This window comes from Cedecea sp. FDAARGOS_727, assembly GCF_012273235.1.
GTDB classification, from domain to species: Bacteria; Pseudomonadota; Gammaproteobacteria; order Enterobacterales; family Enterobacteriaceae; genus Cedecea; species Cedecea davisae.
In genome coordinates, this window is record NZ_CP050966.1 from 4,321,907 (window position 1) to 4,341,334 (window position 19,428).

The following is a 19,428-nucleotide window of genomic DNA, read 5'->3' on the forward strand; positions in this document are numbered from 1 at the left end:
TTCCCGACCGGGCAACAAGCCTGAATCGAGTATAGACACTCACTTCGGCATCAGTACGGTATCAATAACGTCGATTACGCCATTTTTCTGATTAACGTCATAAGTGCTGATATTGGCAATGTTTCCTTTGCCGTCTTTAAGCTGAATATTGTGCGGGCCGTTGCTCATAATCCACAGCGGCTGGCCGTTCACGGTTTTCAGTTCCGCGTGCCCGCCGCCCTGCTGAATTTTTTTCTCCAGCGCTTTCATGTCGTACCTTCCGGCAACAACGTGATAGGTAAGGATAGAAGTCAGCGTGGCTTTATTTTCAGGTTTTACGAGATTACTCACTGTTCCAGCCGGGAGTTTGGCAAACGCCGCATCGGTAGGTGCAAATACGGTAAACGGCCCTTTGCTCTCCAGGGTATCCACCAGGCCCGCCGCCTTAACTGCCGCAACCAGCGTGGTGTGGTCTTTGGAGTTCACGGCGTTTTCAACGATATTTTTTGAGGGGTACATAGCCGCACCGCCGACCATGACTGAGTCATTATTCATCGCGGCAATGCTGATAGTGCTGAAAAAAGCGGAAGCACACACGGCAGAAGCAAAGTATTTGTTCATTTTGAATTCCTCAGTTGTAGGAGCAAAAGTTGCTCACAACTGGATATACGTTTGAGGTACTCCCGCCGGATGCAGCAATTTTAAAAAATAATTTGCCCTCTTTTTCATCACTCGCAACCAATAGTTAACGTTACGTGCGCTAATAATTTTCAAAATTTACACACAACCACTAACATATACCCTTCCTGTCCAGAATAACTGGCGCCAGCCGCAAAACACTTCCTGATGAAAATAGCCCTGAAAAACAAGCCTCACAGAATGAAAACCGCGTTCCCTCTTCTTTTAATCCCGGCTCTTACGCCCTGCTTTGCCCACGCCACCGAAACGGCTAAAAGCGACGAAACCACCCTGCTGGTTACGGCAAAACCGGCTATCGTCTCAGAACTGGATACGCCGGCGGCGGTTAGCGTGGTAAATGGCGACGATATGCGCCAGGCTGCTCCGCGGATAAATCTTTCCGAAAGCCTTAGCAGCGTGCCGGGGCTACAGATACAAAATCGCCAGAACTATGCCCAGGACTTGCAGCTCTCGGTTCGCGGCTTTGGCTCGCGCTCGATGTACGGTGTGCGCGGAGTGCGCATGTATGTTGACGGTATTCCCGCAACCATGCCCGACGGACAGGGGCAAACTTCGAATATTGACCTGAACAGCGTGGAAAGAGTTGAAGTACTGCGCGGGCCATTCTCTGCGCTTTACGGCAACGCTTCCGGCGGCGTGGTAAACGTTAAAACCCAAACCGGAACCCAGCCGCCAACCCTGGAAGCCAGCAGCTATTACGGCAGTTTCGGCAGTTGGCGCAACAGCGTGAAGGCGACTGGCTCCACCGGCGACGGCACCCACGCAGGAGACGTGGACTACGCGATTTCAGCTTCCAGGTTCACCACCCACGGCTATCGCGACCACAGCAGCGCCCAGAAAAATCTCGGCAATGCGAAATTGGGCGTTCGCCTGGATGACGCCAGCAAGCTGACTCTGATGTTTAACAGCGTGGATATCGATGCCAATGACCCTGGCGGCCTGACGGAGCAAGAATGGCGGGATAACCCGCGCCAGGCTCCGCGAGCAGATCAGTACAACACCCGCAAAACCACCAAACAGACTCAGGGCGGCCTTCGCTACGAGCGCCAGCTCAGCGAGCACGATGATTTAAGCGTGATGATGTACGCGGGCGTGCGGGAAACCACGCAATATCAGTCAATTCCGCTGGCTCCGCAGAAAAACCCGACCCACCCCGGCGGCGTTATTCAGCTCGCGAGGCACTATCAGGGGATTGATACGCGCTGGACGCACACCGGCGATCTGGGCGTGGTTCCGGTGACCTTCACCACCGGTCTCGACTATGAAACGATGACCGAAAAGCGCAAAGGCTACGAGAATTTTGTGGTTGAAAATGGCGCACCGGTATTCGGTGAAAAAGGTAATCTGCGCCGCAATGAGCGCAACCTGATGTGGAACCTCGATCCGTATCTGCAAACCGCATGGCAGTTAACCGACAAACTTAGCCTCGATGCGGGCGTGCGCTATAGCTCGGTCTATTTCGACTCAAACGACCATTACATCGTCGGTAAAAACGGGGATGACAGCGGCGACGCCAGCTACCATAAATGGCTGCCTGCGGCCTCGCTCAAATACGCGATAAACGACGGGTGGAATGTTTACACCTCAGCGGGGCGCGGCTTTGAAACGCCGACAATCAATGAACTCTCCTACCGCGATAACGGCGAATCCGGGCTTAACTTTGGCCTCAAACCGTCCACCAGCAACACCTTTGAGGTTGGCAGTAAAAACCGCATAGGCAACGGCCTCTTCACCGCGGCCCTGTTCCAGACCGATACCGATAACGAGATCGTTGTCGATCAAAGCAGCGGCGGTCGCACAACCTACAAAAATGCCGGAGAAACTCGCAGGCGCGGGCTTGAGCTGTCGCTTGACCAGCAGTTCGGCTATGACTGGCGCATGAAAATGGCATGGACTTACCTTGATGCGACGTACCGCAGTAACGCCTGCGGGGCGAGTGACTGTAATGGCAACCGCATGCCGGGCATCGCACGCAATATGGGCTATGCCTCTCTGGAATACGCCCCGGAAGAAGGCTGGTACGCCGGAGCAGATGTGCGCTATATGAGCGATATTCAGGCCGACGACCAGAACGATGCAAAAGCGCCAACTTATACCACCGCCTCGCTGAATACCGGCTACAAATTGCATGTGAAGCAAAACTGGCTGCTGGACGTCTGGGGCCGGGTAGATAATCTGTTTGATCGGGATTATGTTGGTTCGGTGATTGTAAACGAAGGAAACGGTCGCTATTTTGAACCGGCTCCGGGCCGTAATTATGGCGTGGGCGTTAACCTGAGCTACAGCTTCCAGTAATCATCTCCCCTTCGGCTAAACCCGGAGGGGCGATATAGAACAGGATTTTATAATGGATGTCCGTCTCAAAATCTGGCGAGTCGGACATTCGTTTTGAGAAATCACGTTCACCTGCCGAGGGATGTTGACCCGCCATCTGCGCGGTGAGTAACTTAACGCTGACATTAAAAGAGGCGTCAGCGGAAGCTTTAAAACGATCGACACATATACAGATGAAGCGTTTTATCTTCATCAGACAGGGAAGATATATCGCGGAGTAAATTTTTCAACGTCACCTCACCATGATCTTTAACCTTTATTATACTTTTATTTGATTCAACTGCTAATCTGGCGTAATTAATTTGTGAGTCATGATCAAAAATTATAGCGTAAGCCTCAATGTATTCACCTCCTTTTTTTGTTTCTACCGCATTAAATTTTCCATTCACTAAATCTTGCAAGTCATCAACATAGCCATGAAGAGGCCTCCCTTTCTCTGTATAGAATTTTAATTCGAGGTTATCAGGTATTTGACTGGCAAGATTAATATCCTGTGCAGCATGTGCTGCAAGATATACATCGCGGGACGTTTTTTTAGGAATGTACAGATCAAAGTTTTTGAACTCTATTTTATTTAGTTGTTTGTTTATATCACGGATCGAAATAGCATGAGTTTTAACCAGGTTGTTTTTGTTTTTATCATATCTCATAATCTTTGATTTTTCAGTTGCCATATCGGTGCCAATATACAACTCGGTATCTCCATTATATGTCAAAATGGACTGACCAAGGTATTCATCGATATTTTTTACACTACCGTCCTCAGCCCCATATATGCAGGAAAGGCGAATTTCATTTGGTGATCCAATAAGGACCACCCGTCTATCCTTACCCATAAATTCGACTGGATAATGTTCACCGTTTAACTTTATATAAAGACTACCATTATCTGTAATGTAAAGGTTTTTATGATTTGGAATAGAGTGAACGCCAAGTGCAGATATATCTATATTCGCTACTTTTCTGCCATCAAATCTATCCGCAACCTTATTCCCATGCAAAAAGAACTCATCTTTTTTAAAATCAATAAATAAATTATCACCATTATTTTTTCTGATGCAATATAACTGCTCATGTTTATAAACATTAACAAAGTTATTATCAATTTTAATATATCTATTTTCATCAGCATCATATCTTAATCCCTGATGGTCAGGGGCCGAAATTTTTCCCGCATCCACTTTTGCAACAATAATTTCTGGACCAATTATTTTCTCTAAATTTTCAGATACATGAGAAGATGTTTTTCGCTCAAATAACCAGCGATTACCATCCCACTCAATCCGATGGCCTTTTTTATCAGGAAACGACAGGTCGTACACTTCATAATGAGAACCATGTCCCGGTGTTATCATTTCTTTAACTGGAACCAGTTCACCGTTCATTTCAACACAACGCCCCCAGGGATAGCGATTGTAATCACCTATTTGCTCCTGTACATATATATTACCATTCCCGTAGTAGTTCTGATTATTGTTTCCTCTGCGGGCATAATAAAATCCATTTTCTTTTTTTACTTTTATTTCTGCTATGGTGTTAATTTGTTTGTTGCTGAATACAGAGTGTTCATTATGCGTGCTGAGATGCCATGTCCGTGATAATGGCTCCATATAAATAGGAATAAATTTTTTCACCCCTGATTTTTTATTTACAACGATTTCATATTTACCGACAGCATCCTGATGAAGTTCATAGTTTTCATCATGCAGTCTTACCTGTTGTTTTCCCTCACTGATTTCGACATTGAGACCCGTTGAGTCAAAACTATCCGCATAACGCCATGACATATTACTTTCATCAACAATAACTCGCCTCTCCAGTAACTCCGGGTTTACTGCATCAGGGGAATATGTTGTGAATTCATTGGTTTTATCAGTTGGTTTGAGATAAACCTTGCTTCCATTATCATTTATTGCTCCTCTTCCCAGTTTCAGCTCCAGCAGAATTTCCTTTCTGATGCCGGAGCGTGGGTTGCGGGTATAAAAGGCAGCCCTCTCTTGTTCCGGCAAAGCGTGGAAAAGTTCTGATGGTTTCACTTTCCCGGTACCTCCCCGCTGCGCAAATGTCAGCCCGTCCACATCAAGAGACGTTGCCACTTCCGCAATAAACAACCTTCTGAATCGTTCTGCACAAATTTCATCCCCTTTGGTCTGATAATATTCCCGTCGTTTGGCGTTTGCTATAAGTCCCCCGAATAAGGGCAAGATTCCCAGCGTAAGAATGCCGGCAACTATGTTAAGGCCATTTGCAACGCTGCGGGCTTCCGGAGAGGGGCCTCCATCAGTATTATCATATATCATGCGAAACGGATTTTCGGCCCTTTGGGCCTCGAATAAAAGCAGCTTTCCCTGGTTCTCCCCCCTTGCATTAAGTATGTCTTCTTCAAATGCACAGTGTTCTTTTATATGTTCTCCAGTTCCAGGGTCAGACTCTTCGACCAGAGCCCGTCTCGTGCGGGTGGTGCCCGAACTTTCATTATCAAGGCGGGCAACAACCATCGGCATTCCGGCGGCTTCCGACCTAAGCCACAGTTCAGCATCTCCGCTTTCATCTGCGGTCAGTTGCCCGTCAGAGACCCAATACTTTACCAGGCTGGAAATTAATTCGCTCTGCTTCCGACCGCCTGTAACAATATAGCCATCGCTTTTCAAATCCCGGAGGATATCTGCTGCCATGGTTGATTTTGTTTCAGCCAGCGGCACCGGCGATGCATCCGCTGCCGGAAATCTCAGTAGGTCAGATGAAAACGGGATAGCATCAAGTCTTACCTGACTCAACAGCAACAACAGCGGTGCGGCTATGCCCTGCCGCGGCGCTGTAGCCTGGTATGATGGTCTGCTTAGCTCTTCGTAGGAATTGACTACTCTGTTGATGCTGCTTCCTACATTGCGTATTTCATCCGGAATGTCAGAGCGGTCCAGGTTTATGTCCTGGGTCTTTATTGTGGAATTTACCCTGAAATTATCGTGAAGCATATTCTGGTAAGCTCCGGCTGAAACTCTGTGCTGCGACGCTGATACTGGCATGATTAAGCCTTTTTCCATGTAAATATAGCTTATCGCATATCAGCGCCGGTATTACTTTCAGTTAATGGCTTTTAGACTCAACTGCGTTCTATATCTTTCGCCGCCTGGTCAAGGGTATCGACTATCTTGTACAGCGTTTCCTGCGACAAGCCTGCACTTCCCAACTTTGTGTTCAGCGCCATTTTAAAGTTATGAATGGCGCGCTGCACTTCGGGCAGACGGCGGTTATCGCCAAGCACGCCCAGCGTGGCCAGCCGCCCCGTGACCGCCTCAAGCTCCTGAGACTGCTCTGCCAGAGACGTTTTCCCTTCATCTGTTAACACAAATGCTTTTTTGCCACTTTGCCCTTCGCCGGCAACAATCAGCCCCATATCTTCCATCAGCGTCAGGTTCGGGTAGATGATGCCGGGGCTGGGAACATATTCTCCCTTTGCCAGTCCTTCAATGGATTTGATTAGCTCATAGCCGTGCGCCGGGCCACCGGAAAGTAAATGCAGGATCAGCAGACGAATATCGTTGGCGTCAAACAGGCGCTCACGGCGATGACGGGCGCGACCTTCCGGGTTGCTTTGCTCATGACGACCGTGGCCGCCCCTTCCTCCGTGGCGTTCATGACGTTCGCATTTTTGCTGCATCAGATGATGAATTCGCATCGCTCGCTCCTTATTTAACGTGCCAGTAAGCGACGGTGCGCACCAGGTCTGCATCCAGGCCGCGAACTTCCAGCAGATAGTCGCCCAGCTGTTTAGCCTGCTGGCCTTCGCCCACTATCCAGATGAAATAATCTTCAGCGGGGATCTCAAGCTCTTTCAGTAGCTCAACGATTTCATCATGCTTTAGCGCCTGTACCTGTGCGGAGGTGAACGCCTCAAGATAGCGGAGGCTTTCTGCTTTGTGGCAGTTGACCAGCACCAGCGGCCGCGCGTCAGCCGGGAGGGATTGCAGGCGGCGGCGCACCGCCGGAAGTCCACTTTCGTCGCAGATGTACAACTGCCAGCGATAATCGGTTGGGATAACCAGCGAACCGCGTGGCCCGCCAATGGTGAGCTTATCGCCTAGCTTCGCGTCCCTCGCCCAGTTGCTGGCAACACCGTCTTCATGCAGATAGAAATCTATCGTCAGCTCCTGGCGTACCGCATCAAAGTCCAGCGGCGTATAGTCGCGGGATTGTGGACGCGGCCCGTCGCCCCAGACGATACCTTCGTCGGTGATTTGAGGTGGAGTAAAAGCACTGTCCACCGCCGGGAAAAATACTTTGATATGGTCATCAAAGCCCTGGGAGGAAAAGTCGGCCAGCTGCGGGCCGCTGAACACAATACGGAAGAAGGTATTAGCGATAAAGTCTTTGCTTTTTACCGTCAACTCACGGAATTTGAGTTCATTTCGCACCCTAACAGGCACTTTTTTGCCGCTATTTTGTATCGTCATAGGTTATTCTCTTGAGGGTTAAGATATATCATAGACATATCTTAGAGCACAAAAATGACCCCGTCTTTAGCTTTTTACGGCATTATTTTTCGCTGATGAATGAGAATGCATGTCATTACACGCAGGAACAACCTGGATCGCAAATTGACAATTCGATGCTTTTTTAACCTTTCCTTTGCGGGCCTTCTGCTTCTACACTGAACTCTGGCATCTGCCAGTTTCATTCCATTCACCTACCATCCGACCAGGGAGGCCTGACATGTTTCCTGAGTACCGTGAATTGATTTCCCACCTGAAATCCGAAAACCCCCGCTTTCTCAGCCTGTTTGACAAGCACAACCGTCTCGATAGCGAAATTATGCGCAGGGAGGGTCCGCAAGGGACGGGATATAACGATGAAGTCGTGCAAATGAAGAAAGAAAAACTGAGGCTTAAAGACGAGCTTTATCAGATGTTGAAGCGGGCGAGCCAGCCTGCCTGACCGCCGGAACCTGAAACCGGAAAGACTAAGGAAGGGGCTTCCCCTTCCTTATTTGTTTATCAGATAACCACTCTTAATCTGCGCAACTCTGCCGCCATCCTGCTGGCACCGGTAAAGTTCAGATGATCGCCGTCGCGGAAATCCTCGGGCCGGAACGCCTGGTTTTCTGAAAGATCGATAAAACGCGAACCCGCACTCTCCAGCCCGGCAAAGCAGCGACGGTGGGTCGACTTCATCTCCTCATCAAGATGCTCCACGTAGGCAGGAGGGAAAGGCGGCGTCAGCCAGACTACCTGCTTTCCGCGCTGCTCCAGCTCAGTCGCCAATGCTGTTACCCGGAGCTCATTCTCATTCAGCGTTAAATGATGGCGAATAGATTTCGAATGTGAAACACCCCGCTGCTGAGCGGCCTGCTGTTGCTGTTCAAAAGGCAGATAACCGGTGCTGGCAAATATCGCCCGGGAGTTGTCGCACACCTGGTCGCGCGCGCTTAAATCCTCTAACCCGTCTATTTTCACTCCCTGAGCGGGAGACGGCATCGCCAGGCGGCTGAATACCAGGCAGCTGTCCATTGCCGACTCGCTGACTTCCTTTATCTGATAATGGCTGTTCAGCTGGCTCCAGACATGGATTATCTGCTGATTGAAGTCATCTTTGCTTTTTAATAAATCGCAGTAGAGGTCAAAAAAGCCGAGGCAGTACACAAAATTCTCAATATGGGGAAAGCGGTCAAGAATATGGCGGGTCAGCTGCTGCGCCTGCTTAAGGCCGAGGCTGTGAGTAGAGATGTTAACGCTGTGCTCAAGGAGCGTTTCAGGGAAGCCATAGAAGCTATAAGAATTACCGATAATCGCCGTTTTTACCTGCGGACTAGCCAAATCACAATAGGGTTTCGCCAGCAAATGCGTGAGGCTCCCGGCATCGGGGCTTGCCGGAATAAAATTATCAATCAACAGGTCAAAAAAGGAGAGACAGGCAATAGCCTGGGAGTGTTCAACGGCCAGGGCCAGCTTGAGCCCCTGGGGATCGTAAATAACAAATGGCGCTACGCTACCGGCAATCTTCGCGTAAAAATCGTCAATTTCCTGCCTGTTGGTCTCTGCCGCACTGAGGAAGTAAAGATTATTAATCACCGGCGTGCTGAAACGAGCGCCCAGGAATTGCAGATGATTCAAATCGCCAAAATAAAAGACCTCGATACCGTTACGGGTCATTGCGCTAATCCAGTACAGGTATAGTGCGAGGTAAAGCTGGTTCGGCTGCAATTCTATTCCGTCCAGCCAGTCGCCAAGGGTATTTATTAGTGTCAGCGTTGTTTCGGCATCATCCAGTAATTGCTGATGTGAGAAAAGATAATCAGCCAGGTAACGAGGTAAATCAGGGTTCAGGGGCGCGCTTTCAAAATCCACCAGGAACTGCTGAATCTGTTTTAGAAAGTTATTTTCCATGAGGTTTTTTTAGTAATAGTAAGAAGTTATTTACTGATACTAGCACCCCAAAACCCCGGCAAACGGACGATAACCGCCCATCTGACCACCCTTTCTCTAAGGATTAGCGTTTAATTTAGGGCAGCCCGATTCGGCAGGCTACCCCAGCGCTGTCGCTTAAACGAAAGGTGCCAGCGGGTCAGCCGTTTCAAACGCAATTTTTCTGTCGGCTACCGGAGGGTAAATCAGCTCCTGGGTGATTGAGAGCTTAATTTTCTTGGCCTCTTCGCGGACGTGCTTCACTTCCTGCTCCCAGCCTTCGGTGAACACCGCTCCCCAGTTGCCGAGATCGAGGCAGGTGACGTAATTAATCTGGCGATAAGGCAGAGGCGCAACGTTGAGCAAGTCTGCCGCCACGTTGTAACCGACGAAGCGGCCAAGCATTATTGCGTGCTGGCAGGTCATCAGCGCCAGGTTACCTTTATCATCGGTTGCTGCCCGGGCTACGTCGCCGGTGGCGAAGATTCCCGGCTGCCCTTCGACTTTAAGAAATTCGTCTACATGCAGCCGCCCTTGCTTATCGCGCGGGGCTTTAATCTGCTCCGTCAGCGGGCTTGCCTGTACGCCAGCGGTTAAAATAACCGTGCTCGACTGAATTCGCTCCCCGTCGGCCAGGACAAGACCTTCGGCATCCACTTCACGCACTTCAGCATTAAGACGCCATTCTACGCCCAGCTCCTCGCTGGCGGTGGCGATAACTTCGCGCAATTCGCTGCTGTAGCGGCCGCCAATCTTATCGCCCCTCTCCACCACAATGACGCGGACTGCGGCATCGGTTCCAAGGATGCTGTGCAGCCTGGCCGGTAGTTCAGTCGCCATTTCAATTCCGGTGAAACCGCCGCCGCAAACGACAACCGTATTACGCGCTTCGCTGTCCGGCCGCTGTGCCAGAGCGGAAATATGCTGCTCAAGGCGCAGCGCGCTCTCCAGTTGATCGAGATCGAAAGCGTGTTCCGCCGCCCCGCTAATCAGGTCGCGTTTGAGGTTGCTGCCGGTAGCCAGTACCAGTCGGTCGTACTGGCGCGGAGTGCTATTCCCCTGCTCATCGCGGTACCACACACAATGATTTTCGCTGTCTATACGCTGGGCTTCTCCTTTAACGAACGTCACGCCGGTCACGTCAAACAGCGGCTGCAACGGAGCAACCAGCGAGGCAACCTGGGTTTCATAAAAACGTGGGCGAACCCGCAGCTCCGGCTGGGGTGCAAGCACGGTAATCTCAATATCTTCACGCTGGTGCATTGCCGCCAGGCGCGCTGCGCTCAGGGCCGCCCACATACCGGCAAAACCGGCGCCAAGAATCAGGATCTTCTGTTGCATTGCTCTACTCCAATAAAGGCCCTCGATGGCCAACGACTGCGACTATACTTGTCGCAGTTAACTACGACAAGATCTTTCGTAGTTAATTTTATATACCGACACTTCACGCCTGCGGATTGCATCCCGGGCGTAAAATCCCTACATTACCTGGATTAAATCAGTCGGAGGCAGCATGGCGTTTTACAGTTCGGGCGTGGAGTACGGCATTCACAGTCTGATATGCATGGTGGACAGTAAAGGCGAAGGCCGTGAAATGAGCGTACGTGAAATTGCCGAGCTGCAGGGCGTGCCGTACGACTATCTTGGCAAAATTTTTACCCGGCTTTCTAAAGGTGGCCTGGTAGTCAGCAGCGAAGGTAAAGGCGGAGGTTTTAGCCTCGCCCGGCCCGCGGACCAGATTAGCGTGCTGGATATTGTCGAAGCCATCGACGGTGAAAAGAGCATTTTCGACTGCAAAGAAATTCGCCAGCGGCTCGCCATTTTCGACGAACCTGCGCCCAAATGGGCCTGCGAAGGTATTTGCGGCGTGCGCGCCGTCATGAACATTGCCCAGCAGCGTATGGAAGAAGCGCTGGCCCAGCATACCGTTTTGGATCTTGCCCGCCGCATGTATCGCAAAGCGCCGGATGAGTTCGTTGTAGAGGTTCAGGAGTGGATCCGCGACCGCCGCAGCAGCTAGTTATTCCGATGCTTTCCCGTTAGTACAATTTCGCAAATACTAAGCCAGCCCGCGCATAACAGGCTGGCTTTTTTGTATATAAAACGAGCCGGATCCCGCAAAAAACGTATCTTTTAGCCATCCCCCATTCTGGACATCCAAACGGCTTTCCCTCCCTACCGCCAAACCAGCAGATTATATTACTTTCAGTTCTAAACAGCGGGTTTATGTTCTTTAGATGGAGCAATTGGCCGCCCTATCATTCCATACATGAACACTTTTCATGTTGCGAGAGAACCATGATTGCCGACTCTGTACTTGACCTGATAGGCCACACTCCGCTGCTGCGGCTGAACCACCTCGATACCGGCTGCTGCGAGCTGCTGCTGAAGCTGGAAAACCAAAATCCCGGCGGCTCAATTAAAGACCGCGTTGCGCTATCGATGATTGAGCAGGCTGAACGCAGCGGCAAATTGCGGCCAGGCGGCACGATAATCGAAGCAACCGCCGGGAATACAGGGCTGGGCCTGGCGCTGATCGCCACGCAAAAAGGCTACCCGCTGATTCTGGTGGTGCCAGACAAAATGAGCCAGGAGAAGATTTTCCACCTTCAGGCGCTGGGCGTTGATGTGCGCCTGACCCGCTCCGACGTCACCAAAGGCCACCCGGATTACTACCAGGACTACGCCCTCAGGCTGGCGGCGGATATTCCCGGCAGCTTCTACATCGACCAGTTTTCCAACCCTGCAAACCCGCTGGCACATGCCCGGGGTACGGGACCTGAACTTTGGAAGCAGGCCGAAGGAAAAATCGACGCCATTGTGGTAGGCGTTGGCTCCGGCGGTACGCTTGGCGGGCTACAGCAATTTTTCCACCAGCACTCGCCAGATACCGAGTTTGTCCTCGCCGATCCGTGCGGTTCGATCCTTGCCGACGTAGTTGAACACGGTAGCTACGGCGAAGTGGGAAGCTGGCTGGTTGAGGGCATAGGCGAAGATTTTGTTCCCGAACTGGCGGACTTTAAGAGCGTGCGGCATGCCTACCGCATCAGCGACCGCGAAGCCTTTGCCACCGCACGCAACCTTTTGACTCACGAAGGGGTACTGGCTGGCTCTTCGACCGGCACCCTGCTCGCCGCCGCCATTCGTTACTGTCAGGCGCAAACCTCACCGAAGCGCGTGGTCACTTTCGCCTGCGACAGCGGCAATAAATACCTGTCGAAAATGTTTAACGATCAATGGCTCAGCCAGCAAAACCTGGCATGAATACAAAGGAAATATGATGACTAAGTTTGCCACCCAAAGCGTACACAGCGGAACTTTTGAGGATGCACACGGCGCGGTAATGCCGCCGATCTACGCCACATCCACCTTCGAGCAGCCCGCCCCCGGCCAGCACACCGGCTTTGAATATTCCCGCAGCGGCAACCCAACGCGCCAGGCGCTGGAAACCGCGATTGCCGAGCTGGAAGGCGGCAAACAGGGGTATGCCTTTGCTTCCGGCCTGGCGGCTATCTCCACGGTGCTCGAAATTCTTGACAGCGGCAGCCACATTATCGCCATTGATGACGTTTATGGCGGAACATGGCGACTGATTGAAAACGTGCGCAAGCGCAGCGCTTCTCTCCAGGTTAGCTGGGTGAAACCGGACGATCTCGAGGCGTTAGAGGCAGCCATTCGCCCGGACACTCGCATGATCTGGGTCGAAACCCCGACCAACCCGTTGCTTAAGCTGGCCGATCTCGCGGCCATTGCGGATATTGCCAAACGCCACCGCCTGATTAGCGTGGCCGATAATACTTTTGCCTCTCCTGCATTGCAGCGCCCGCTGGAAAGCGGGTTTGATATCGTGGTGCATTCGGCAACCAAATACCTGAACGGTCATTCTGACGTTGTTGCCGGGCTGGCGGTAGTGGGCGATAACGAGGATCTCGCTCAGCAACTGGGCTATTTGCAGAATGCGGTTGGCGGCGTGCTTGATCCGTTCAGCAGCTTCCTTACTCTGCGCGGTATACGTACCCTGGCACTGCGCATGGAACGCCATAGCACCAATGCCCTACAGCTGGCTAAATGGCTGGAAGCACACCCGGCGGTGGAAAAAGTTTATTTTCCGTGGCTGGAAAGCCACCCACAGCACAACCTGGCGCGCCGGCAAATGTCCCAGCCTGGCGGTATGATCTCAATTGTGGTTCAGGGTGGCGAGCAGCGTGCGGCAGAGATGATTAAGAAACTTAAGTGGTTTACCCTTGCCGAAAGCCTCGGCGGCGTGGAAAGCCTGGTCAGCCAGCCTTTCACCATGACGCATGCATCCATTCCTCTTGAGCAACGCCTGGCCAACGGCATCGTACCGCAGCTGATTCGTCTGTCCGTAGGTATTGAGGATGCCGATGATTTACAAGCCGATCTGGCGCAGGCGCTGAGCTGAAGGTAAATACTGGCGATAAATATTGTTAGTAATATAAGAAATGGCCTTTTGTTTGCGTTAGCTGAAAAAATTCAGTGCAACAAAAGACCATTTCTTTATCGGGCCTGAATAAAATAACGCTGTGTGTTATTTAGCCAAAATACTGGCGACGTAAAATATCAGCGCCATCATCAATTGCTTTATGAATTGCCTTCACGCTGCGGGCTTCATCTTTCTCGGCTAAAGCCTCGAGCAAGTCATCATAATTATGATGACCCTGGCTCATTACTTCCGACTGCGGGTAGAGATAATTGAAACAAGGGCCAATACGCACCCACAACTGCTCAATTAAGACGGTCAGAGTCGGCATATCCGCATAGTCAAAGAGCTGGAAACGGAACTCTCTGTTTGCCTGTAGGGCGGCTTCAACGCTTTCCTGTTTTGCCTGAAGAAATGCATCGCACAGCTGCTGTAAGCGGGCAAGTTTGCTTTGATCCATATGCCGTGCAGCCTGTTCTACCGCCATTCCTTCCAGGTTCTTCCGGATGACGGTTATTTCATGATAACGGCCAAGCGAAATTTCAGGGACCAAAAAAGCCTGAGCCGGGGTCGCATCCAGCGCCCCCGAAGAGACAAGTCGAAGCAGAGCCTCACGCACCGGCGTAATGCTGGTTCCAAGCTGCTCCGCAATCTCTTTGGTGACTAATCTGGCTCCGGGTTTTAGCGTTCCCACGATTAATGCACCCTTTAACCTTGCTTCAACCTGCATGGTTAAACTCATTCTTTGCGCTTTTTCTAAGTCAAGCATGTTTATTTCCTATAGCAAAATAACTACTTTGTATTTGCAGTTTAATAACTGGCTTGTCGTCCATGGAGTATATAGGATATATCATGTACTCTTGCTACTTAATTTATACTGGCATGCGATTAAGCCTGAAAAAACATTCGATACTCATCAATAATTTAGACGGTAACGTATAGGGATAGACCAAAAATGAAAGCATCCGGTCGTAAACTTGCAGCTCTGGCTGTATTAATGAGTCTGGTAACCCCCTTCAGCTACGCCAGTGAATTAGTCATTGCTCAACCTGCTTCCGCCACCGCAATGGATCCCGGCTTCCTGAAAGAGGCCGCCACTCTGGTGGATAATATTTTCGACACTCTGGTGCTGCGTGATAAAAACATGCAACTCCAGCCAGGACTTGCGACATCCTGGAAAGCTCTGGATGACACAACCTGGCAGTTCGATTTGCGTCCTGGCGTCAGTTTTACTAATGGTGAGCCGGTCAACGCAGCTGCGGTAAAATTTTCAATCGATCGTATTCTTGATCCGGCCAACCATGCGCCGACCATCTCCTATATTCGCACCATCAAATCCGTAGAGGTCACCGGCGAATACCAGGTTCGTATCCATACCGACGGCCCGGATCCTCTTCTACCCACTCGTATGAGCCGCTATCCAACCTATATCGTGCCACCGGCCTATGTAAGTAAAGTCGGTGCCGCAGAGTTTGCACGCAAACCTATTGGTAGTGGCGCATATACATTAACAGAATTTATACCAGATGAGCACGTAGTTATGCAGTCTAACCCACATTACTGGCGCGGGAAACCAGTAATTGATCGGGTGACATGGCGGCCTATTCCTGAAGCGACCGCTCGCATTACTTCCTTGCTAACCGGGGAAGTTCAGCTGGTTGATAGTGTCCCTGCGGACCTTGTTTCTGCCCTAAAAAACAAACCAGGCGTTCATCTTGAGCAGGTAAAAGGTGGTGGGTTAACCATTTACCTCGGCCTCAAGAATAGTGAGAAACCTTTAAGTGATGCACGCGTACGCCAGGCACTTTCGCTGGCATTAAACCGCCAGGCTTACACCAGCCAGCTCTTGCACGGTTTTGGCACTCCAACCGGCACCATGGCGGGCGCTAAAGATTTCGGCTATCTCAATGTTCCGGCCACGCAGCAGGACGTAGCTAAGGCCAAAGAGCTGCTGAAAGAAGCCGGTTATCCGAATGGGTTTACGCTGAAATTCCAGGCGCCACGTCGCTATATTGCCAGTGCAGAAGTGGCTCAGGCCATCGTTCAGGACCTGGCCGCTATCGGCGTGAAGGCGCAGCTTGAGGTGCCTGAATGGTCGGTTTACACCCAGCAGGTGGCTTCCGGTAAGCAGGCGGAAATGTACATGCTGGCCTGGGGTTCAACCCAGACCCTGGACGCCGACGCCGCGCTGTATCCCATTCTGCACTCCGGCGAGCCGTACTCCACGGTGAGCAACCCGGAACTGGATAAACTGCTGAACGCCAGCCGCTCCACGGTTGATGCAAAAAAACGCGAGCTTATTCTGCAAGATATCCAGAAAGTCGTCGCCAAAGAGCAGCCGCTTATCCCGCTGTATCGCGAAGATTCGCTGTATGCCAACAGCGATAATCTCACCTTTACCGGGCGTGCAGATGCGCGTATTCCGCTGTACGACCTGAGGCTGAAATGATTTTCCCCCAACGCGCCCTTGCCCGCCGCCCTCGCCGCCTGATTTCTGGCGACGGGGCGCTGGGGGGCTTATTGTTAGGCATAGTGATTTTGCTGGCGCTGGTGGCCCCGTGGCTACCGCTGCCCGACCCGCTCACCAATAACCTGGCGGATATTTTCCTGCCGCCGGGTAGCGAAACGGCAAGCGGTATGCACTGGCTTGGCACCGATCAACTCGGGCGCGATTTGCTGTCAAGAATATTGGCGGGTACCCGCCTTTCCCTGACGGTAGTGTTACTGGCGGCGGCTATTGCCGCCGTTATTGGCACTCTGCTTGGCATGCTGGCGGGCTACGTTGGCGGCTGGCTTGATGCCGTCATCATGCGCCTGATGGATATTCAGCTGGCGGTGCCGTTTATTCTGCTCATCCTGCTGGTGATGGCGTTATTTGGCACCTCGCTGCAAAACATCATTCTGATTATGGGCGTCACCAGTTGGGCGATTTATGCCCGCGTGGCCCGCGCTAAAACCCTCGAGATCCGCGAACTTGAATACATTGAGGCGGTCAGGGCGATGGGCTTCTCCACGCCGCGCATCCTGCTGCGCCATATCCTGCCTAACCTGGCCACGCCGCTGATAGTGCTGCTGACGCTGGATATCCCGCGCCTCATCGTGCTGGAGGCCTCAATCGGCTTCCTCGGCATGGGGATTCAGCCGCCCACGCCAACGCTCGGCAACCTGATTGGCGAAGGCCGTTCGTATATGCTGCTGGCCGAATGGCTGGTGCTGTGGCCGGGGCTGATTATTGCCGCGCTGGTTGTCGGCTGCAATTTGCTCGGCGACAGCCTGCTGCGTAAAACCCTCACGAGACTCGACTGATGCTGCGCTATATTCTTTCTCGCTTCGCTCAGGCCGTGCTGGTGATGTTTGGCGTGTCGCTGCTGATTTTCTACAGCCTGCACCTGACGGGCGACCCAGCCGCGGTAATGATGCCGCCGGGCTCGTCAAATGAAGAAATTGAGACCTTCCGCCATGCTATGGGTTTCGACCGTCCGCTGCTTTGGCAGTACGGCCATTATCTGAATAGCCTGCTGCACGGCGACCTCGGCCTGTCTCTGCGCTATGAACAGCCGGTTACCGACCTTATTGCCCAGCGCGTTCCCGCCACATTGCTGCTTGCCGTTTCCGCCCTTGCCTGGAGCACGCTTATCGGCCTGCTGCTTGGGGTAATAAGCGCGGTATGGCGCAACAGCTTTTGGGACTTACTTGCCCGCCTGCTGGCCTTCAGCGGCCAGGCGGTACCGGTCTTCTGGCTCGGCCTGCTGATGATCCTCTATTTCAGCCTGCATCTGCGCTGGCTGCCCTCCAGCGGCTACGGCAGCTTCAGCCACTTGATAATGCCCGCCATTAGCCTTGGGGCCTACTATATGAGCGCCATCGCCCGCCTGGTGCGCGCCAGCCTGATAGACGTTCTGGCCCAGGATTATATCCGCACCGCGCAGGCCAAGGGCCTGAGTTCATGGCGCATTCTTATCCGCCATGGCTTACGCAATGCGCTTATCCCGGTGGTGACCGTGCAGGGCATGTATTTTGCCTCGCTGCTCGGCGGCGCGCTGGTCACCGAAATTATCTTCGCCTGGCCGGGTATTGGCCGCCTGGCGGTGCAAGCCATCCAGAACCGCGATTTCTCTCTGGTACAGGCTATTGTCCTGCTCGCCGCGCTGGTATTTGTGATGATGAATTTAGTGATTGATTTACTGTACGTGGTGCTGAACCCGAGGATCCGGCTATGAGTCAATTAGAGGCAACGCTGGATCTGCTTCGCCAGATAACGCCATTTGAAAGCGTGGCCGGAAACATAGGCCGGCAGCGCGAACTGGCCGCCTGGCTGGAGCGCTGGCTGGTTGAAGAAACCGATGCCGAAGTGCTGTTCCCGGTAGCCGGACAGCTTCAGGATAGCGCCCCGCCTCTGGTTCATGTCCGGGTCGATATCGGTTCACCGCGCACGCTGGTGCTGTACAACATGTACGACGTGATGCCTGCGGATACCGCGGGTTGGGAAGTTGATCCTTTTGTTGGCGGCCTGAAACACTGGCCGGACAAAGGCGAGGTGTTTATTTCCCGCGGCGCTGAAAATAACAAAGGCCCGCTGGCGGGCATGCTTATGGTAGTGCGCAACCTCTATCACTCGGGACGGCTGCACGCCAACATCGAAATACTGCTCGAAGGTGAAGAAGAGATCGGCAGCGGCAACCTGCGCCGCTATCTTGCGCAGCAGCCTTGCCCTATTAACCCCGCCGAAGCCGTGCTATTTCCCTCACTTTGCGAATACGGCGGGGGCGCACCTCGTCTCTATCTCGGCTTTACCGGCCGCAGCGGCGGACGCCTGCAAGTAAAAGGGGGAAACTGGGGCGGCCCGAAGGCGGCCATACACGCCAGCAATGCCGCCTGGATAGATAATCCGGTCTGGCGGCTGGTGCAGGCTCTGAATACCCTCGCGCCCGCCCACGCTAACGGCGTGCTCGAAACCGGCAAACTTGATGAAGAAGCCCGTTCAATTCTCGACGAGCTTGCGGCCAATTTTAATCCTGACGACGAGCTAACCTTTCGCCGCAGCGAAAAATTCTCGATTGAAGGAGACAGCTACAGCCGCCTGGCTTATCTGCTTGGTAGCGCGGTGCTGAACATTTCTGAAATAGCCAGCCTGCCGCACGGCGCGCAGGGCGTTATACCCCCGGAAGCCTTTGCCGACCTGGTGCTAAGAACGCCGCCTGTAGTTGACGGCGAAAAACTTATGCGCCGCATTGAGCAGCAGGTCGCCGCGCTTTCAGGAGTGGAACTGGTGCCCGGCGACAGTTACCCCGGTTACCGCTTTAGCATCGACGATCCCGGCGTAGCTGAGCTTATGGTCAGCTATCACCAGCAACACGCCAGGCCGCAAATTTGGCCGTGGGCGCCGGGCTGCGCCCCCGCCTACGCTTTCGCTCCCGTTGCCCCCGCTTTTTTAATCGGCGGGCTTGGCTACGGCGGCAACGCTCACGGGGTGAACGAATTCGTTACGCTTCGAGGGCTTCAGCGCTTCCAGCAGTCGCTTAACGACTGGCTTGTCGCTTTTTAACGACCTCCGGCATCAGGGAACCAGACAGG

The 19,428-nt window shown here is 52.4% G+C and carries 15 protein-coding genes and 1 pseudogene; 9 read left to right on the forward strand and 7 right to left on the reverse strand.

Going from position 1 to position 19,428, the window contains the following annotated elements:
• Positions 1–39: 39 nt before the first annotated feature.
• Positions 40–600, reverse strand: coding sequence for a fasciclin domain-containing protein (locus FOC35_RS20255; protein WP_016536423.1), 561 nt, complete (start codon positions 598–600; stop codon positions 40–42).
• A gap of 258 nt (positions 601–858) precedes the next feature.
• On the opposite strand from FOC35_RS20255, the gene pqqU reads away from it, so the two are divergent.
• Positions 859–2,973: a TonB-dependent receptor PqqU gene (gene pqqU, locus FOC35_RS20260; RefSeq protein ID WP_172569991.1), complete on the forward strand. Its 2,115-nt coding sequence runs from the start codon at positions 859–861 to the stop codon at positions 2,971–2,973.
• 188 nt (positions 2,974–3,161) lie between these two features.
• Here the strand turns inward: pqqU and FOC35_RS20265 are convergent, their stop codons facing one another.
• Genes FOC35_RS20265 through FOC35_RS20275 form a run of 3 tightly spaced genes read right to left on the reverse strand, consistent with a single transcriptional unit; the run spans position 3,162 to position 7,466 of the window.
• Entirely contained in the window at positions 3,162–6,056 is a 2,895-nt protein-coding gene (locus FOC35_RS20265) for a putative adhesin (protein ID WP_172569992.1), read from the reverse strand.
• A gap of 59 nt (positions 6,057–6,115) precedes the next feature.
• Complete coding sequence (locus FOC35_RS20270) at positions 6,116–6,691, reverse strand: PadR family transcriptional regulator (protein WP_254065322.1); 576 nt, start codon at positions 6,689–6,691, stop codon at positions 6,116–6,118.
• Between the two features lie 10 nt (positions 6,692–6,701).
• Complete coding sequence (locus FOC35_RS20275) at positions 6,702–7,466, reverse strand: siderophore-interacting protein (RefSeq protein ID WP_172569993.1); 765 nt, start codon at positions 7,464–7,466, stop codon at positions 6,702–6,704.
• A 259-nt stretch (positions 7,467–7,725) separates the two neighbouring features.
• Here FOC35_RS20275 and FOC35_RS20280 point away from each other — a divergent pair, with 259 nt between their 5' ends.
• Positions 7,726–7,947, forward strand: coding sequence for a YdcH family protein (locus FOC35_RS20280; RefSeq protein WP_016536417.1), 222 nt, complete (start codon positions 7,726–7,728; stop codon positions 7,945–7,947).
• A 59-nt stretch (positions 7,948–8,006) separates the two neighbouring features.
• Here the strand turns inward: FOC35_RS20280 and FOC35_RS20285 are convergent, their stop codons facing one another.
• Together FOC35_RS20285 and FOC35_RS20290 are read right to left on the reverse strand one after the other, a co-directional pair.
• Positions 8,007–9,395 carry a hypothetical protein gene (locus tag FOC35_RS20285; protein WP_172569994.1) on the reverse strand — a complete coding sequence of 463 codons (1,389 nt, stop codon included), beginning with the start codon at positions 9,393–9,395 and terminating at the stop codon, positions 8,007–8,009.
• A 156-nt stretch (positions 9,396–9,551) separates the two neighbouring features.
• Complete coding sequence (locus tag FOC35_RS20290) at positions 9,552–10,754, reverse strand: NAD(P)/FAD-dependent oxidoreductase (protein WP_172569995.1); 1,203 nt, start codon at positions 10,752–10,754, stop codon at positions 9,552–9,554.
• 172 nt (positions 10,755–10,926) lie between these two features.
• Here FOC35_RS20290 and FOC35_RS20295 point away from each other — a divergent pair, with 172 nt between their 5' ends.
• The 3 genes and pseudogenes from FOC35_RS20295 (at position 10,927) to FOC35_RS20305 (ending at position 13,836) form a co-directional block, all read left to right on the forward strand.
• Positions 10,927–11,433, forward strand: coding sequence for an Rrf2 family transcriptional regulator (locus FOC35_RS20295; RefSeq protein ID WP_172569996.1), 507 nt, complete (start codon positions 10,927–10,929; stop codon positions 11,431–11,433).
• Positions 11,434–11,711: 278 nt separating this feature from the next.
• Positions 11,712–12,671, forward strand: a pseudogene (locus tag FOC35_RS20300) (PLP-dependent cysteine synthase family protein); the annotation flags it as partial.
• 22 nt (positions 12,672–12,693) lie between these two features.
• Entirely contained in the window at positions 12,694–13,836 is a 1,143-nt protein-coding gene (locus FOC35_RS20305; RefSeq protein ID WP_172569998.1) for a PLP-dependent aspartate aminotransferase family protein, read from the forward strand.
• Between the two features lie 130 nt (positions 13,837–13,966).
• Here the strand turns inward: FOC35_RS20305 and FOC35_RS20310 are convergent, their stop codons facing one another.
• Positions 13,967–14,623 (reverse strand): GntR family transcriptional regulator, encoded by a 657-nt coding sequence (locus tag FOC35_RS20310; protein WP_016536409.1) that lies wholly within the window; start codon positions 14,621–14,623, stop codon positions 13,967–13,969.
• Positions 14,624–14,809: 186 nt separating this feature from the next.
• Here FOC35_RS20310 and FOC35_RS20315 point away from each other — a divergent pair, with 186 nt between their 5' ends.
• From FOC35_RS20315 to FOC35_RS20330, 4 genes are read left to right on the forward strand one after another with little or no spacing between them, the layout of a single operon-like run.
• Complete coding sequence (locus FOC35_RS20315) at positions 14,810–16,303, forward strand: ABC transporter substrate-binding protein (RefSeq protein ID WP_172569999.1); 1,494 nt, start codon at positions 14,810–14,812, stop codon at positions 16,301–16,303.
• Positions 16,300–17,160 (forward strand): ABC transporter permease, encoded by an 861-nt coding sequence (locus FOC35_RS20320; protein WP_172570000.1) that lies wholly within the window; start codon positions 16,300–16,302, stop codon positions 17,158–17,160. The genes FOC35_RS20315 and FOC35_RS20320 overlap by 4 nt, the downstream gene beginning before the upstream one ends.
• Complete coding sequence (locus FOC35_RS20325) at positions 17,160–18,074, forward strand: ABC transporter permease (protein ID WP_172570001.1); 915 nt, start codon at positions 17,160–17,162, stop codon at positions 18,072–18,074. The genes FOC35_RS20320 and FOC35_RS20325 overlap by 1 nt, the downstream gene beginning before the upstream one ends.
• Positions 18,071–19,399 (forward strand): M20/M25/M40 family metallo-hydrolase, encoded by a 1,329-nt coding sequence (locus tag FOC35_RS20330; RefSeq protein ID WP_172570002.1) that lies wholly within the window; start codon positions 18,071–18,073, stop codon positions 19,397–19,399. Before FOC35_RS20325 ends, FOC35_RS20330 begins: the two co-directional genes overlap by 4 nt.
• Positions 19,400–19,428: the final 29 nt, after the last annotated feature.

Coding starts and splice junctions, on each gene's coding strand:
- FOC35_RS20275 (WP_172569993.1), bottom strand. CDS start 7,466: ATGACGATACAAAATAGCGGCAAAAAAGTGCCTGTTAGGGTGCGAAAT.
- FOC35_RS20310 (WP_016536409.1), bottom strand. CDS start 14,623: ATGCTTGACTTAGAAAAAGCGCAAAGAATGAGTTTAACCATGCAGGTT.
- FOC35_RS20330 (WP_172570002.1), top strand. CDS start 18,071: ATGAGTCAATTAGAGGCAACGCTGGATCTGCTTCGCCAGATAACGCCA.
- FOC35_RS20290 (WP_172569995.1), bottom strand. CDS start 10,754: ATGCAACAGAAGATCCTGATTCTTGGCGCCGGTTTTGCCGGTATGTGG.
- FOC35_RS20325 (WP_172570001.1), top strand. CDS start 17,160: ATGCTGCGCTATATTCTTTCTCGCTTCGCTCAGGCCGTGCTGGTGATG.
- FOC35_RS20320 (WP_172570000.1), top strand. CDS start 16,300: ATGATTTTCCCCCAACGCGCCCTTGCCCGCCGCCCTCGCCGCCTGATT.
- FOC35_RS20270 (WP_254065322.1), bottom strand. CDS start 6,691: ATGCGAATTCATCATCTGATGCAGCAAAAATGCGAACGTCATGAACGC.
- pqqU (WP_172569991.1), top strand. CDS start 859: ATGAAAACCGCGTTCCCTCTTCTTTTAATCCCGGCTCTTACGCCCTGC.
- FOC35_RS20280 (WP_016536417.1), top strand. CDS start 7,726: ATGTTTCCTGAGTACCGTGAATTGATTTCCCACCTGAAATCCGAAAAC.
- FOC35_RS20285 (WP_172569994.1), bottom strand. CDS start 9,395: ATGGAAAATAACTTTCTAAAACAGATTCAGCAGTTCCTGGTGGATTTT.
- FOC35_RS20255 (WP_016536423.1), bottom strand. CDS start 600: ATGAACAAATACTTTGCTTCTGCCGTGTGTGCTTCCGCTTTTTTCAGC.
- FOC35_RS20295 (WP_172569996.1), top strand. CDS start 10,927: ATGGCGTTTTACAGTTCGGGCGTGGAGTACGGCATTCACAGTCTGATA.
- FOC35_RS20305 (WP_172569998.1), top strand. CDS start 12,694: ATGACTAAGTTTGCCACCCAAAGCGTACACAGCGGAACTTTTGAGGAT.
- FOC35_RS20265 (WP_172569992.1), bottom strand. CDS start 6,056: ATGGAAAAAGGCTTAATCATGCCAGTATCAGCGTCGCAGCACAGAGTT.
- FOC35_RS20315 (WP_172569999.1), top strand. CDS start 14,810: ATGAAAGCATCCGGTCGTAAACTTGCAGCTCTGGCTGTATTAATGAGT.